Genomic DNA, 15,344 nt, shown 5'->3' with positions numbered 1-15,344 from the left:
CTACACCCGCTCCGGCGGCTCCCCGCCGACCCACCGGTTCAGGGCGGCCGTCGCGAGGTCGACGACGCTGTCGAGTGCGCCGGGCTTCTCGAACAGGTGCGTCGCCCCGGCACCACCGCGATCTCGACAGGTCCCGGTATGGCCCGCGCGGCCGTCGAAACGTGCCGGCTGATCCCGGTGACGACCAGATTCGCGATCGGACTCGGCGTGCTGTTCGGGCTCGAGGCGCTCGCCCGCCGCGTGGGCTACCTCGCGACGGCCGCGCTCGGCGGTGCGGTGCTCATGCTCGCCCACGCAGTGTCGGTGGCCGCACTGAACCGGCAGCGCATCTCAAGGGGTGCATGCACGCAGCCCGGAACATGGTGGCCTGGTCACCGACGCCAGGCCCGCATGGACCGCGCAACGCGTACTGCTGGTCGGCGACAGCGGGTACCGACCGCCGTCGCGCCAGCTCACGCCATGAATAGCGGCGGCGTCACCATTCACCGACATCGCCTAGGTGCTCGGCGCCAGCACACCACCCTGCACCGCGCCGAATAGCGTGTGAAGGCCAGGGCGCAGATCGCCCCGAGCACCTACTACGCTGCCAAGACCAGACCGCCCTCCGCACGCACCGTCGCCGACCTGCAACGGTTGGAGGTGATCCGGCAGGTCCACGCCGAGAACTACGGCGACTACGGGGTCCGCGAAATGCACGCCGAGCTCAATCGGCGCGGACACCGGATCGCACGGTGCAACGTGCACCGATTGATGCGCGCCGACGGGCTGCGCGGGATCACCCGCACGAAAGGCCCGCCCACCACCGTGCCAGGCACTGGCCCGGACACCAGACCGGATCTGCTGGCCCCCAACTTCGCCGCACCCGCACCGAACCGGGGCTGGGTCGCCGACATCACCTACTGCCGCACCGTCGCCGGCTGGGTCTACGCTGCGTTCGTCATCGACGTCTACTCCCGCCGCGTGGTCGGCTGTCAATTGCCGACCAACCTGCGCACCGATCTGGCACTGGGTGCCCTGGAGATGGGGGTTATGGACCCGTCAGCTCGCCGGGCCAGGACACCACCGGCGTGATCGCGCACTCGGACAAGGGATCCAGCCCCGATCGGAACGGTCGCCACCGGACGAAGGTCTGTCGCGGCCGCGCCCTGTGGCGCAGGGGTGCGGGCGCCCCCGGCGGTCACCATCCGCGGCGCCACCGGCAGCGATCCCGCGTGCCGCACACATCCGCCGGCGCCACCGGAGCAGGCGTCGCACCCCGCCATCGACGAAAAACCGTGCCCTCGGTTAGCAGACGTCCGAGAGCGAACGTGTCAGGGCCTGCCGCTAGGCTTCGGTGCCAGCGGCGGGCAGTGGGCCGCTACCCACACGACATGATCTGATACTCAACGAGTTTCAGATCCGGATCCGAGGGAACCCCCTCGGATCTGCGGGGTAGCGACCCACTGTTCCCCGTCGACGCCGACCCAGCCACTGGCAGGACTACTCACACGGTGACGCCAGAAGCCCCGCACGGCGGACACGGGCACAGGCGGTACGGCCACGCCAGACGGGGGCAGGGCAGCCCATCGCAACGGCGAGAACGCTCGACCCGACGGGCTGGCCGGTAGCGGCAACTCCCACAACCACAATCGGACGAGGGCGACGGTCACCGGCGATGGGGGACGGCGGGTGATCCACCTGCCATGGGCGCGACGACGATGACTCCACAGACATTCGAACATATTATCGAATTGGTCCGATCTCGGCGCCCCGGAGTGACATCTGTCCGCAGACAGGCCACGGCCTGTAATCTGGCCGGGATATCAGTTGTGATTTATCCTGTGATTAGGAGGTGGATTTACATGACAACCGCGCATCCCCGCCCAGACCTCGCGGCCTACAACGCAGCCGCCCGCATGGAGCAGCCCGAACTGGTGACCGAACTTCGCGCCCTGCTCGGCGCCAAGCTAGTCGCCTACCTGGGGAAGGTGAAGGAGACCCGGGCCGTCCGCCAGTGGGCCGAGGGCACCCGCAGCGTCGGCAACGACACCGACCTCGAGCGCCTCCGCGTCGCCTACCGTGCTGCCCGCCTGATCACTGAACGCGACACCCCGCAGGTCGCGCAGGCATGGTTCCAGGGCCTGAACCCGATCCTCGACGACCAGGCCCCCGCGCTGATGCTCCGCGAAGGAGACCTCGCCGACGTCGGGCCGAAGGTTCTGGCAGCCGCCCGTCAGTTCGCGGCGGTCGGATGAGCGGACCGCGCCGGGCACTGACCACCACCAAGCTCGGCAAGGTGTGCTGCGTTCACGTGGTCGGATTTGCCGCTCACCGGGTCGGGTTCCCGCCAACGGCGTGGGAGTGGACGCCGTGGGAGTACGCCACCGACGGTCGTTTCAACGGCCGCTGGGACGACCCGGCGGGGGTCTGGCGCACCCTCTACGTCGGCGCGACCCGCCTGGCGTGCTTCCTCGAGGTGCTCGCATCCGTGCGCCCGAGCGTCGCGGTGATCGCTGACCTCGACGACATCGTGGTCGACGACGAAGACGAGATCGAGTTTCCGACGCTCGAGCCGGGGCAGCTGTCGCGCTCGTGGCTGAACGCGCGAGTGTCGGGGAGCGGCGCGATCACCGGGTGGTTCGTCGTACCGGGCGATCCCGAGACCATCGCGACGCTGCGTTCCGGTTTCCGTGGTGCCGCGATCCGCCACGGGCTCGCCGACCTTGATGGCGCGGCGATCCGCGACGGCCGTCCACGTGCCCTCACCCAGGCCATCTCGCAGTGGATCAACACCCTCACGGACCCCGTGCACGCGCCCGTGGCGGGGATCCAGTTCGACTCCCGCCACGGCGACGGGATGACGCTGTGGGCGGTGTACGAGCGCCCCGGTGACAGTGCTGTCAGCGGGCATGTCACACCACTCGACAGCGGCCCACTGGAAGCGGATGACCCAGATCTGAAAGAAGCGATGCGGCTACTCGACCTCGTCTGGGTTGACTGACCAATCCGCGCACGACTCGATCGCGCATCACCTGACGGCGTGCCCACTGATCACGATCTCAGTGGGTGCGCCGAAACCGACTCCGTGGCGATTCCCGCGGCGCTCCGGCCGCGTGTGGCCGGCCTGCTGGTCGGGTGCGGGGCTGCGCTCGCTGCGCCCCGGCGATCCCGTCGTGGGCGCAAACGGACCATCGCGGCGGCCGGCGCCGGCGGCCGGCGCCCTTGGGCGCCAGGGTTCGCGGATGGCGTCCCCCCGGTCACCTCTAGTGGCTCGCACGGATCGTTGACCGGGTAATCCCCGGTATCGGGTGGGGTGCGCTGCAGACTGGGGTGTCACCGCGTTCTCGACGTGGAGCCTGACCAAGCTCGCCGAGCACCTGATAGTGCGGAAGGTGGTGCCGGCGATCAGTCGCGAGACGCTGTGCCGGATTCTGCGGGACGGCAAGGTTACCTGGCAGGCGACCACCACGTGGAAGGCGTCGACCGACCCGGACCTCCTGACGAAGATGCAGGCGATCTTGGACCTGTACGACCGGCCGCCGGCCGACGGCCGGGTGATCTGTGTCGACGAGTTCGGTCCGCTGAACCTGCAGCCCCGAAAGGGCAAATGCTGGCGTCCGGCCACCCACCCCGCACCGACAGCGGGCCACCTACCACCGCTACGACGGTGTGATGCACATGCTCGCCGCGCTCGACTTGACCAGCGGCAGAATGTATTACCGCATCCGGCCACGCAAACGGTCCGGTGAGTTCCTCGACCTGCTCAACGCGCTGCGGGCCCGCTGGCCCGGGGAGAAGCTGTACGTGGTTCTCGACAACTTCTCCCCGCACAGGCACCCGACCGTCCGCGAGTGGTCCGCGGCCAACGATGTCGAGTCGGTGTTCCTACCGACGTACGGGTCGTGGCTGAACTGGATCGAGTCGGAGTTCGCCGCGTTGCGGTACTTCGCGTTGAACAGGACCGATCACCGCAGTCACGCCGAGCACCCCTCACGGTGCCGCTGGCGATGCTGGTTATGCCGAGAGCCGGGTGATGCTGTCGAGGGTGTCGCCCAGCTTGTCGGCCGCAATGTCGAGCTCGTAGCGGTCCTGGATGTTGAGCCAGAACTGTGCACTGTTGCCGAATGCCTTCGCCAGCCGCAGCGCGGTGTCTGCGGTGATCGACCGCTTTCCGAGGACGATCTCGTTGATCCGTCGCGGCGGAACGCCGATGATCGTCGCGAGGCGGTTCTGTGTGATGCCGAAAGGCTCGAGGAAATCCTCACGGAGGATCTCACCGGGGTGAATGGGGCTCAGGTCTGCAGTCATTGGTGTTCCTTGGTCGGCTCTGTGGTCGGCTGGGGCGCCGGCTCCCGTCGGGTGGCTAGTGATAATCGGTGATCTCCACGTCGTACGCGGCGGTGGCGCGCCAGATGAAACAGATGCGGTACCGGTCATTGATCCGAACGCTGTACTGGCCCACCCGGTCCCCGGAGAGCTTCTCCAGGCGGTTGCCTGGGGGCACCCGCAGGTCGTTGACGTCGGTGGCCGCGTCGATCAGCAGGAGGCGCCGGCGGGCGATCCGCTGAATGTCCTGTGGGAGCTTCTTCGAGAACTGCCGATGAAAGACCCGTTCGGTCTCCTTGTCGGCGAACGATTCGATCACCCGAACCAATATAACGTACTGCGTTAATAACGCATAGTGTTATACCTGCGTCGGTGATGCGGGCGCGAGAACAACCTCTCCATCGCCAACGCACCGCGGCCACGCCAACAGCAGACACGGGTGGCACACACGGCGTGGGCCGACCGTCAACCCACGCGGATGCCCTCGTCGGCGAGGAACTCGCGGGCACGACCGAGCTGGCGGTCGGTGGAGAAGGCGTACCACTGTTCGGCGAGGCTCTCCTGGTGGACGAGGTCGCGGAACCGGTGGAACGCGCCCTTGACCTCGATCGCCCGCTCCAGCCGCTCCCGCAGCGCCGCATCATGCTGCCGCTCGGCGAAGGCCGCCATGTCGCGCCAGCCCTCCCGCGAGCCGGTGCGGGCGAACCGGAGCAGGCGGTCGGGCTCCGCCTCCACGTCGACGGCGGCGTTCTCCCCGACCATCATCGGGTCGGTGCCGCTGTCGTCGATCACGTCCCCGGTGCGCAGGTCGACGTAGCCACCGGTCGAGATGCCCGGATCCCCCTCCAGTTCGGTACCGAGCATCTCGAGGTCGACCGGCACCACCCGCCCCGCGAGCGGCTCGCCGCGCAGACACGCGAGCAGGTCCTCGGCCAGCACCTCGTCACCCGCGCCGGCGCGCCACGTCAGCCGGTTGATGACCGACACCGTCACCGGCTCGGCCTGCTCCCGTCGCTGCTCCAGGGCCATCGGTAGGCCGGCCCCCACCTGCTGCAGCGCGTCGTCGACGTCACGTCCCGTCACCGCGGCGAGGAAACGGGCCGCATCTGCGGCCGCGATCGCTGCGCGCAGCTCGGACAGGTCGAGCGGGGGCACCTGCTCGAGTCCGGGCCACGCGTGCAGCAGCATCGGATGCGGCCGGGTCGGTCTGCCCGGAACCCGGCTCTGCCCGTCGTCGTCGGCCCACCGACGCCCGTACTGGTCCGGGATGCTGCCCCATCCCCAGTACGGCCGGGGGTTCGGTGGCGTGGTTCCCAGGACTTCGGTGGGGTCGACCTTGTCGCCGCCGACCACACAGCGGTGGGTCCAGTCATCGCCGAGGTCGAAGGTGAACTGGAACTCCGCTCCGGGCCCCAGGAGCCGAGCGACCTTGGCCGAGGCGATGTCCACCGGTTCCGTGATGGGCCCACCGATCGACCCGGCCAGCTCGGCCCCCGTCTGCGCGTCGGTGACCACTCGTCCATCGGCAAGGGTGAACATCGACAGGTGAGACCTGTCCCACCGGGCGAAGGCGTCGTTGACGGCATCCGCGAGGTCCATGAAGGTGTGCGACGGTCCGACCGCGAAGACGCGGCCGGGCCATGGCCACAGTTCCTCGCCGCGTCCGCCGAGCAGCTCCACCGTCACCGACAACCACGTTCGTGCCATCCCTCGAGGATGGCACGCGGGCCGCTGTGCGCCCGTCTCCCACAGCCGCAGACGGCGCACACCGCCTCGTTCACCGATGGCCGATCCTCCAACGGGGAGACGATCGAATCCGAGGATTCCGACACGATGACGAGAATCCGGCGCCACATCGAGGTTCCGGAAGCCCAGGGCGATGCCGCGCAGGTGTTCGGGGCGTCCGTTGATCGCTTCGACCGGCCCAGCTGGAGACACCGACGTCGCCGCAGCCGAATGTCGCGCGCCCACCGCAGTGACGTCCACTGCGCACAATTGCGCGCGTGCACGGAGTCATTTCACGAACGGCACCGGCGGTCAGGGCACGCGGTAGGTCCACTCCGGCTCTGGCGGACCCGGATTCGACCAGCTCACGCGCTGCGGCGAGGTCGACATCGGCGACGGGCAGCGCGAACCGGGGTGTGGCGGCCACGACCCATCCGGCTGCGATCAATAGCGGCGTGTCAGGTCAGCCGCATGGGTAGCATCCGCACGAGTTGGATCCCCAGGACGGCGCCATGAATCCAAGGAGATCGACGATGGAACTCTCACGACGTGGATTCTTCGGTGTGGCAGGCTCGGTCGCCGCGTTCGGCTGGCTGGGCGCACCGTCGGCCTCGGCCGGACCGGGTGCGCCGGTCCCACCGCTGCCGGCCCCGATCCCCGATCTGCCGCCGCCGACCGACCCGAGTCCGCTGAACTTCGCGTCGCCGCCGCTACGCCGGTTCGTCACCGACCTGCCGCGCCTACCGACCGCCGCCGCGTCGGGAACGCTCACCGCGCAATCCAGCATCCACACGTACCACCCGGATCTGCCGGCCACGACGGTCCTCGGCTACCACGACGGCATCCTCGGCCCCACCCTCGAAGCCCGCCACGGCGTGCCGACGACAGTGTCGTTCGTCAATTCGATCGACGTCAATCCACTCGCCGACGCCGTCGACCTGACGATGCACGGCGCCACCGAGGAGGATCGGACGAATCCGCGGACGACGGTGCACCTGCACGGCGCGCCGAGCCGTCCCGACTCGGACGGGCACCCGATGGTCACGTGGCGGCGCGGCGGCGTACAAACCAACCGCTACGCCAACGACCAGGAGGCCGCGACTCTCTGGTACCACGACCACGCAATGGCGAACACCCGCCTGAACGTGCAGGCCGGGCTCGCCGGGTTCTATCTGCTGCGTGACGAGTTCGACACCGGCCGCGCCGACAATCCGCTCGGGCTGCCCGCCGGGGAGTTCGAGGTGCCGATCGTGGTGCAGGACCGCACCTTCAACGCCGACGGCACGCTGCAGCCGCGGCTGGCCCGCTACCAACCGAACGGCTACAACCAGGGCGGCCAGTTCGGGGACGTCGCCGTGGTCAACGGAGTCGCATGGCCACGGATGACGGTGCGGCGCACGCTGTATCGGCTGCGGCTGCTGCAGGGCTCGAACTCGCGCACCTACCGGTTCGCGTTCTCGAACGGGATGCGGTTCACGGTGATCGGCGGCGACCAGGGCCTGCTCGACGAGCCCGTCGACACCGACCACATCGTCATGACCTCCGGGGAGCGCGCCGACCTGCTGGTGGACTTCTCGACGCTCACGCCGGGCGAGTCGGTGACACTCGTCAACACCGCCCTCAACGGTGTCGGCAACGCCGCGATCGCGGTCCCGGCACTGCCCGAGATCATGCGGTTCGACGCGGACCAGACTGTGGCCGAACCGGTCCGGGTTCCGACGCGGCTGCGTGGCGCGCCGGGACTCCCCCCGGCGATCGCGCCCGCCACCACCGACGGTGTCGCCCGTACCCGGGTCATGACCTTCCTGGGGCGCGTCGACCTGGACCGGACGGCCGCGGTGCTGCCGTTGATGGGGTCGATCAACAATCTGCCGTTCCTCACCGACGACGTCGACCTCGCCCGCGCCGGGACCACGGAAATCTGGCACATCGTCAACGTGTTCCCGATCGAGCACCCGGTCCACCTGCACCTGGCCCGGTTCCGGATCCTCGGCCGGCAGAAACTGTGGTCGGCCGGCTACATGACCACCTCGCCCCCGCCGCTCGAGCACGACATCCGCTGGGCGCCGGACCCGACGCCGTTCCTCATCGGGGAGCGCGCGGCACCGGCAGCGTGGGAGGCGGGCTGGAAGGACACCACACTCGTCGAGCCCGACTCGGTGCTCACCATCCTCGTGCACTGGCCCTCGGTCGACGACCTCGGCTTCGACCCGGACGCGCCGATCCCGGTCCCGGACGACGCAGAGCATCCCCACGGCACCCCCCAAGACGTTCGCGGGTACACGTGGCACTGTCACAACCTCGAACACCAGGACCACGACATGATGCAGCAGATCCGGGTGCACGGGTAGACACCCGCCCGCCCGCTCGCTCGCGAGCTCGCGTTGTGGTGCGCGCTCGGGTGTTCTTTTACGCTGGACGGGTGCGGATCCGGGTACCCGGACTGCTTCCCGCGCCGAGGGCCGGAGTCATCGGGAAACAGGCTCTGTTCGTCGCGAACGAGGGGTGCAGGTGAGCGCGGCAACGCCGCGGCGGCCGCGGCTCGCGGGCGACCGCATGAGAGCGCGGTCTCCTCGCCGGGCGCGAGCGTGGGCAGTGTTCACACGCACGATGACATCGCCGGTGTTCTGGCAGGCGGTGGTCGGGCTCGCGACCGCGGTCGCGGCGATCACGGCGGTCGTCATCTCCTCGCGCAATCTCTCCGCCAGCGTCGACCAGTTCGAGCTTCAGCAGGTGCAGCAACAGCAGCAACAGGCGAGCGACCGGTTCGCCAGAGCACTCGAACAACTCAGCTCCGACAAGATCGAGACGCGGATCGGCGCAATCTACTCACTCGAGCAGGTGGCGCGCGACTTCCCGGCGCAACACCCGGCAGTGTTCGAGGTGATCACCGCGTACGTCCGCACCCACGCCCCGGTGTCGGTGGCGTGCGCCGGGCCGACTCCCCCGGCCTCCGCCGACGCCCAGGCCGCGGCGACGGTGATCGGCCGACGCGACACGGACCTGTCCGGCGTGGCCACCCTGGTCGGGGCGAACCTGACCGGCGTCGTCCACGACGCGACCACGATCTGACCGGGCGGGGTCACCCCGCCGCCGGGCCCCGCCCAGCGATTCCCCGTCGCGGCCTCGGCCGTGTGCCTGAGCACGCGATCCGGTGGGCGAGAACCCGTCCCCGACAGGGGAAACGGCAGAGTCCCGCTTGTCGGTATTGTGAATCGATTGTGTGACAGTAACTTTCGTGCGGTCTTCGTGGTCAGTGTTGTTGGTGTTCGACGACCCAGGCCGCGATCTGTGCCCGGGAAGTGAAGCCGAGCTTGGTCAGGATGCGTTCCACGTGTCCGTCGGCGGTGCGTGGGGAGATGACCAGGCGGGTGGCGATCGCCTTGTTGGTCAGGCCTTCGGCGACGAGGTCCGCCACCTGCCGTTCCCGATTGGTGAGCTTCGTCGACGGGCCGGTGGTGGGTGGTGCGGTCGCGGGCTCCTCGCCGAGTGCGTAGGCGACGGCGGCGTCGAGATCGAGCGCACCGCCGTCGCGGTGTGCGGCCTCGAACGCCCGCTCGCCGAGCGCCCGACGCGTGTTCGCCTCCCATTCGTCGTGATGGACGTGCTGACTGGGGAACACCGCGGTGGAGGCGCCGGCCAGCTGGCCCTGGGCCTGCGCGGCCCCCAGCAGCACGGCGGCGCGCCGGGCGCTGCCCTCGGCGGACACGATCCAGGCCAGGGCCTCGAGGCACGCTGCGGCCAGGAACGGGTCTCGCCGGCGGCGGACCAGGCCGAGCGCCTGCCGCAGCAGCTCCAGCGCACGGTCGCCATCGCCCTGGCTCCACACCGCGACCGCGGCGCCCCACAGTGCGTGTGACCGATACACCGATTCGCCGTGGGATTCGGTGATTTCGAGGACCTTCTCATGACACTCGAGGGCCCGCACGGCGTCCTGCTGCAACTCGCGGGCCCATCCTAGTGTGAGGAGCACCAGGACCTGCGCATGGAGGTCGCCGTGCGCGGCGAAAACGCGGTGTGCCCCTTGTAGCAGTGCGCTCGCCGTGGTGAGGACGCCGCTGTAGATATCGCGGTCACCCTCGGCGTACGCCGCGAACGCGTACACGAGCGGGTCCGTGGACCGTTCGGCAAGAGCCCGGGCCTCGTCGACGAGCGAGGACGCCGCGGTGAGGTCTCCCTGCACATCGGCCAGCAGGCAACAGCGCCACAATGCCCTGGCGCGGACCGCGGACGAGGCCGCGGGGGCGGCGGTGAGGGCGCGGTCGAGCCAGTGCCGTCCCTCACCGAATCGCCCGAGCGCGAGCCAGAACGGTTGCAGGGCCGACGCGAAGGCCAACACGGAGTCGGAGCCCGAGTCCGTGTCGTCGGTGAGGGCGAATTCGAGAGCCTCGCGGAGGTTGGGTTGTTCGCGGTCGAGGCGGGCGATCGAGTCGAGCTGCCGGGCACTGATCCACCCGGCCTCCGCGCGCTGCGCGAGCTGCCGGTACCAGTCCGCGTGTCGTCGCCGCAGATCCGGCAACTCGCCGGACTCCCGGGCCTTCTCGCGGCCGTAGTCGCGCAGGGTGTCGAGCATCCGGAACCGCACCACGGTGCCCGACTGTTCGCGGATCAGGATGGATTTGTCGACCAGGGCGGCCAGCACGTCGAGCAGCTCACCCTCCTCCTCGTCCCACCGGCACACCCGTTCGGCGGCGTCGAGTTCGACGCCGCCGGCGAACACCGACAGCTGTGCCCAGAGCCGCCCCTCGGCCGGGCTGCACAACTCGTGACTCCAGTCGACACACAGGCGCAGGGCCTGCTGCCGGGTCGGCGCGCCCCGGCCACCGCGCGCGAGCACCGCGAAGCGGTCGGTCAGCCGCGCCAGGATCTGCTCGGGCGAGAGCACCCGCAATCGCGCCGCCGCGAGCTCGATCGCCAGCGGCAGCCCGTCCAGTCGAGCGCAAATCCGCGCGACGGTGGCGGCATTGCCGGCGGTGAGTTCGAAGCCCGGCAGCGCGGCTTCGGCGCGTTCGGCGAACAAGCCGACGCCGTCGTAGGCGCGGGCTCCGTGCAGAGACGGTGCGCGGTCCGGGTCGGGAACCGTCAGCGGAGGCACCCGCAGCACCACCTCACCCCCGACGTTCAGGGCTTCGCGGCTGGTCGCGAGAATCCGCAGTTTCGGGCAGGCGGACAACAGCATCTCGGCCAACTCGGCCGCCGCGTCGATCACCTGTTCGCAGTTGTCGAGGACCAGCAGCAACTCCCGCGGCGCCAGGAAGTCCACCAGGACCTGCTGCAGCGGCCGCGTCGACTGGGAACGCACGCCCAGCGCGGCGGCGACCACACCCGCCAGCAGCGCCCCGTCGTGTAGCTCGCCCAACGCGACCAGCCACACCCCGTCCGCGAAGCCCCGCCTGGAGTTCGCCGCGACGTGCAGCCCCAGCCGTGTCTTGCCCACCCCACCGATCCCGGTCAACGTCACCAACCGCGACGATGCCAGCAGCCGCTTCGCCTCGGCCAGCTCGGCGCGGCGGCCGACGAACGTCGACAACTCCACCGGGAGGTTCCCCGTGCCGCCCGCCGAAGCCCCGGTGGATGCGGATTGACGGACCGGCGAGCGGCCGGTGGTCAACGGCACCGGCGGCGCCGCGTCACCCGCCTGCTGCGCGGTGCCCGATTCGGCGCGCACCGCCATCTCGTCGACAGGCAACCCACTCCGCGCCTGCAACTGTTGGAGCTGTTCCCCGAGCGCCGTCGCGGCGGGCCGCTCCTGCGGTGTGCGGGCCATGGCGTGTTCGATCACCTCCGCCATCTCGTCGTCGATGCCGGTCTCGCGCAGGTCGGGCACCGGCGCGGTGGTGATCCGCAGGAATTGCGCCACCACCTGCTCGCCGCTGCGACGCTCGAACGCCGCGTGCCCGGTCAGCGCCGCGAACAGGGTGGCGCCGAGCCCGTACACATCCGCCGCAGTCGTCGCCGGGTCCCCGCCCAGCACCTCCGGGGCGGTGAACGCCGGCGACCCGGTGACCGTCCCGGTCGCGGTCTCGAACCCGCCGGTGACGTGCGCGATCCCGAAATCAGTCAGGGCCGGTTCGCCGAAGTCTGTGATGAGAATATTTGCCGGTTTGACGTCCCGGTGCAGGATCCCGGCCCGATGCGCCGTCGCGAGCGCACCGGCCATCTTCACCCCGAGCCGCAGCATCTCCTCCGCGGTGAGGGGACCGTGCCGCCGGATCCGGGCGTCGAGGGAGCCCTGCGGGTAGTAGGGCATCACCAGGAACGGGCGACCGCTGTCGGTGGTCCCGACCTGCAGCACCCCCGCGATGTTCGGGTGCCCGGTCAACCGGCCCATCGCCCGCTGCTCCCGCAGGAACCGCTCCCGGTTCTCCTCGTCCCACTCGGCGGTGAGCACCTTCACCGCCACCGTCCGCTCCAACACACTCTGGTTGCAGCGGTACACGACACCGAAGCCGCCGCGCCCGATCTCCTCGGCGTCGTCGAACCCCGACGAACGCAACTCGTCCGTGTCCGCGGCGGCCACGTCACGTCGGGTTCGAAACGGATCACCGTCGGGCATCAGGCACGTGCTCTCCGCCACCCCGCCACACCCCCGACAGCCGGGCGGACTGCTCACAACTCGGGCGAATACCCGTTCAGGATATCGCCGCGTCGGGTACCACCCGCAGGAGTGCCGATAGCGCTGTCCCGCTGCAGGTCGACCGGGGCCGGCAGGGCTCGAGAGGAACCCCCTACCCCTCCGGTCGCGAGCTGCCGGCTCTCCGACTCCTGAGAGACGGCGGTCCGCGGCAGACTCCCGTTCCTCACGCCTCGGGCGATCGCGATCCTCACCCGCGCCCGCTGCTCGAGAACAAAGACGTCACAATCACATTCGAGCCCGTGGCCGCGACGGGGTCTCGTTCGTGGCTCTACGCCCAACCCGACCTATGTGAGGACATCATCCGACTCCGCGACACAGCCGGAACCGGCCGAACGCTCGCAGGCGCCCCGCGAGCGCGCCGGCGACGAACTCCCCGCGCACGCGACTGCAGATGGCGCAAGGCCCCCGACACCTCCGAATGCAGGGGCGGCGTCGCGTCCCGCGACGACGAGGCGGCGGTCAACTGTGGCGGGCGCTGCGCCAGGCAGCCCACACCTCCGGACGGAGCCTGCCCCGATCCGGTACATCGATCCCCGCCCCGCGTGCCCACGCGCGAACCTCAGCGGTGGACGGTTCGGCGACAGCAGAGACCACCCCACCGTCGACTGTCTCCGGGGCCGACGATGTGATCCGTTCCCGCGCAGCGGCTTCGGCCTGAATCCACTGGTGGACAGCGGCGAGGTAGCGGTAGGTCCACTCCTCGGCGAGCTGCCGGGTTTCACAGAACACGATCGGCACACCCGGGTAGCGGACCTGCAACTCGGCCAAACCATCGACGACCACGGCAGGCCGGACCCGATCGAGCTTGAACACCGCCGAGTAGCGATCCTCGACCACCACCGCCGCGCGGGGCAGGGCGGCGAGCTCGGCGAGCGCGAAACGCAGCTTCCCGCCCGTCAGACTCGTCACCAGGTCGGCCAGCGACTTGCGCTCGACCGAGGCAACCAACCGATCATCGACGATCAGACCGTAGTCCCCGCACGGCAGCGCCCGAGAGACGGTGGTCACCTGCTGCCCGGAAAACCGGTACGCGTACCGCTCGTGAGAGTCGACCACGATCGTCAGATCGTCCAGGCCCGCCGCCCGCGCCGTGGGTGTGCGCACGTTCGGGCGGGCCTGCTTACGCGTGCGCGGCGACTGCCAGAACACCATGTCGCGGCCACGGGCTTTGGTGAACACGATCTGAGACCGGTTCTCACGCCCCCGGTCCAGGACCAGGTCGATCGCGGCACCGCGACGCACACACGACCGCACCCCCACCCGCTCGACGATCTCAGGATCGTCGGGCCACTCGTCCACACCGACGGGATAACAGAACAACGCCTTGGTACGCGGCCACACATCGGACGTTCGGAACACCAACCCACCCCCGATCGGCAGCCGCAACAGAAGCGGAAGACTCGAATCCGGATCCGGGTTACGCGCGATCAACACATCCACGACCGGTCCACAGCCCTGCATCGGATCGCTCACACCCGGCAGTGTCCCGGAAACCGACACCCATCGACAAGCCCACGAACGAGACATGCGGGCTGCCGTTCGCCGGGCGAGGCGCGTCCGGGGTGATCGCGACAGTGCGCCTCACCTGGTGGCGGCCACCCACTGGGCCGCATGGGCAAGGGCGCCCGATCAACTCCTCGACCGGATGACCAACGGGCGGACGAGATCCTGGGTTCACCGGATCTGCACCCAGGCCCGATGACGTTGCCGGTGGCCTGTCACTGAAAAGTGTTGACCGTCGCCAGTCGTCAACATTCGCCACATCTGGCCGGTTGTTGCCGGCGCCGCGGTCGACGCATTCGTGTCGGCCGGTGCGGCTATGGTCCGTCGAGAGCGGCAGGCAGTGGGCCGCTCGCCACACCTGCGAGGTCCGGGGCGCACGGAGCGTCCTGGCCCGAATTCGGGGGCACTGCCTTCGGATTCGTGGTGGCGGCCCACTGCCTTCACGGATCGGTCGAGCGCACGGTGGTGACGCGACCCGCGGCCGGTGTCGGAGTGAGGCCACGGGCGAGACGGCGGCTCCGCGGTCAGGGCCGCCGGCGTGGGCCGTTGTCGACCGCGGTCGCTCCGCCTGCATCGCGCAGGTACTTCTCACTCCCCGAATTCGGCGCGGCCGTGGCCGACCGCCCGATTGTCAACGATGTCGGCGACGGCGTCACGCTCGTAGCGGTCGGTGAGATCGAGGGCGGTGTCGCGGTCGAGCTTGCCGAGTGCGACGGTGCCCATGCCCAGGACGAACTCGACCTCGGTGTCGATGGTGACGGTCATGCGGGGCGGGTTCACGGCCGCAGCGGCGGAGGCGGTGAGCACGGCTTCCCAGACGGCATCGGCGGCCGCGGCGACCGCCGCGGCGCGGTCATCGGCGGTATCTGCGGCGATGGTGTGCGTGCCGGTGTGGTCGTCGATGGTCAGGGCCCAGGGGATCATGTCGGGTTCCTTCCGCGAGATGAATCCTGCTGGTGTGATCAGGATGTCGAGTCTCGCCCGGTGCCGGGTGCGCAACCGCACCGAGCCCGGATTCCATGGACGAATCCGGGCCCGGTGGAAGGTCAGGCGTCGGCGGGAGCCTGGTGGGGTGTGGGGGCGAGCCCCGCGTTCCTCCTCCCCCCGGCGCCCGGACCCGGCCCGCCGATCCCGTCCTCCGGTGGGCCGCCGGCCGGACACGATCGCCGCTCGG

13 protein-coding genes and 1 pseudogene are annotated in these 15,344 nt (G+C 69.8%); 7 read left to right on the top strand and 7 right to left on the bottom strand.

Annotation, left to right across the window (positions count from 1 at the left end):
• On the bottom strand, positions 1-294 hold the full coding sequence (locus ABD951_RS01880) for a hypothetical protein (RefSeq protein WP_345341485.1): 294 nt from the start codon (positions 292-294) through the stop codon (positions 1-3).
• Between the two features lie 249 nt (positions 295-543).
• Between ABD951_RS01880 and ABD951_RS01875 the strand changes: the two genes are divergently transcribed.
• From ABD951_RS01875 to ABD951_RS01855, 5 genes and pseudogenes are all read left to right on the top strand, one after another.
• Positions 544-1,071: an IS3 family transposase gene (locus ABD951_RS01875; protein WP_345341483.1), complete on the top strand. Its 528-nt coding sequence runs from the start codon at positions 544-546 to the stop codon at positions 1,069-1,071.
• 770 nt (positions 1,072-1,841) lie between these two features.
• Positions 1,842-2,234 (top strand): hypothetical protein, encoded by a 393-nt coding sequence (locus tag ABD951_RS01870; protein ID WP_345341481.1) that lies wholly within the window; start codon positions 1,842-1,844, stop codon positions 2,232-2,234.
• Between the two features lie 233 nt (positions 2,235-2,467).
• Positions 2,468-2,980 carry a hypothetical protein gene (locus ABD951_RS01865; protein ID WP_345341479.1) on the top strand — a complete coding sequence of 171 codons (513 nt, stop codon included), beginning with the start codon at positions 2,468-2,470 and terminating at the stop codon, positions 2,978-2,980.
• Positions 2,981-3,371: 391 nt separating this feature from the next.
• Positions 3,372-3,728, top strand: a complete 357-nt coding sequence (locus ABD951_RS01860; protein ID WP_345341477.1) for a hypothetical protein — start codon at positions 3,372-3,374, stop codon at positions 3,726-3,728.
• A pseudogene (locus tag ABD951_RS01855) lies at positions 3,652-3,885 on the top strand (transposase); the annotation flags it as partial. The gene ABD951_RS01860 and the pseudogene ABD951_RS01855, both read left to right, overlap by 77 nt.
• 108 nt (positions 3,886-3,993) lie before the next feature.
• On the opposite strand, the gene ABD951_RS01850 reads toward ABD951_RS01855, so the two are convergent.
• From ABD951_RS01850 to ABD951_RS01840, 3 genes are all read right to left on the bottom strand, one after another.
• Complete coding sequence (locus ABD951_RS01850) at positions 3,994-4,287, bottom strand: HigA family addiction module antitoxin (RefSeq protein WP_345341475.1); 294 nt, start codon at positions 4,285-4,287, stop codon at positions 3,994-3,996.
• Positions 4,288-4,342: 55 nt separating this feature from the next.
• On the bottom strand, positions 4,343-4,624 hold the full coding sequence (locus ABD951_RS01845) for a type II toxin-antitoxin system RelE/ParE family toxin (protein WP_345341473.1): 282 nt from the start codon (positions 4,622-4,624) through the stop codon (positions 4,343-4,345).
• A gap of 146 nt (positions 4,625-4,770) precedes the next feature.
• Positions 4,771-6,012: a UPF0158 family protein gene (locus tag ABD951_RS01840; protein ID WP_345341525.1), complete on the bottom strand. Its 1,242-nt coding sequence runs from the start codon at positions 6,010-6,012 to the stop codon at positions 4,771-4,773.
• 551 nt (positions 6,013-6,563) lie between these two features.
• On the opposite strand from ABD951_RS01840, the gene ABD951_RS01835 reads away from it, so the two are divergent.
• Positions 6,564-8,381: a multicopper oxidase family protein gene (locus ABD951_RS01835; protein ID WP_345341472.1), complete on the top strand. Its 1,818-nt coding sequence runs from the start codon at positions 6,564-6,566 to the stop codon at positions 8,379-8,381.
• A gap of 259 nt (positions 8,382-8,640) precedes the next feature.
• A complete protein-coding gene (locus ABD951_RS01830; RefSeq protein ID WP_345341470.1) occupies positions 8,641-9,102 on the top strand; it encodes a hypothetical protein in 462 nt (153 codons plus the stop codon).
• A gap of 181 nt (positions 9,103-9,283) precedes the next feature.
• On the opposite strand, the gene ABD951_RS01825 is transcribed toward ABD951_RS01830, so the two are convergent.
• The 3 genes from ABD951_RS01825 to ABD951_RS01815 all read right to left on the bottom strand — a co-directional run bounded on the left by ABD951_RS01825 (position 9,284) and on the right by ABD951_RS01815 (position 15,094).
• The gene (locus ABD951_RS01825; RefSeq protein ID WP_345341523.1) at positions 9,284-12,586 is read right to left on the bottom strand and encodes a protein kinase domain-containing protein; all 3,303 of its coding nucleotides are present in this window, start codon (positions 12,584-12,586) and stop codon (positions 9,284-9,286) included.
• A 540-nt stretch (positions 12,587-13,126) separates the two neighbouring features.
• Positions 13,127-14,128 carry an ERCC4 domain-containing protein gene (locus tag ABD951_RS01820; protein ID WP_345341521.1) on the bottom strand — a complete coding sequence of 334 codons (1,002 nt, stop codon included), beginning with the start codon at positions 14,126-14,128 and terminating at the stop codon, positions 13,127-13,129.
• A gap of 630 nt (positions 14,129-14,758) precedes the next feature.
• Entirely contained in the window at positions 14,759-15,094 is a 336-nt protein-coding gene (locus tag ABD951_RS01815) for a hypothetical protein (protein ID WP_345341468.1), read from the bottom strand.
• Positions 15,095-15,344 lie beyond the last annotated feature (250 nt).

Source organism: Rhodococcus olei (genome assembly GCF_039540555.1).
GTDB lineage: Bacteria > Actinomycetota > Actinomycetes > Mycobacteriales > Mycobacteriaceae > Rhodococcus_G > Rhodococcus_G olei.
The sequence above is the reverse complement of the archived record's forward strand: the minus strand, read 5'-3'. Positions and strand labels throughout refer to the sequence as shown.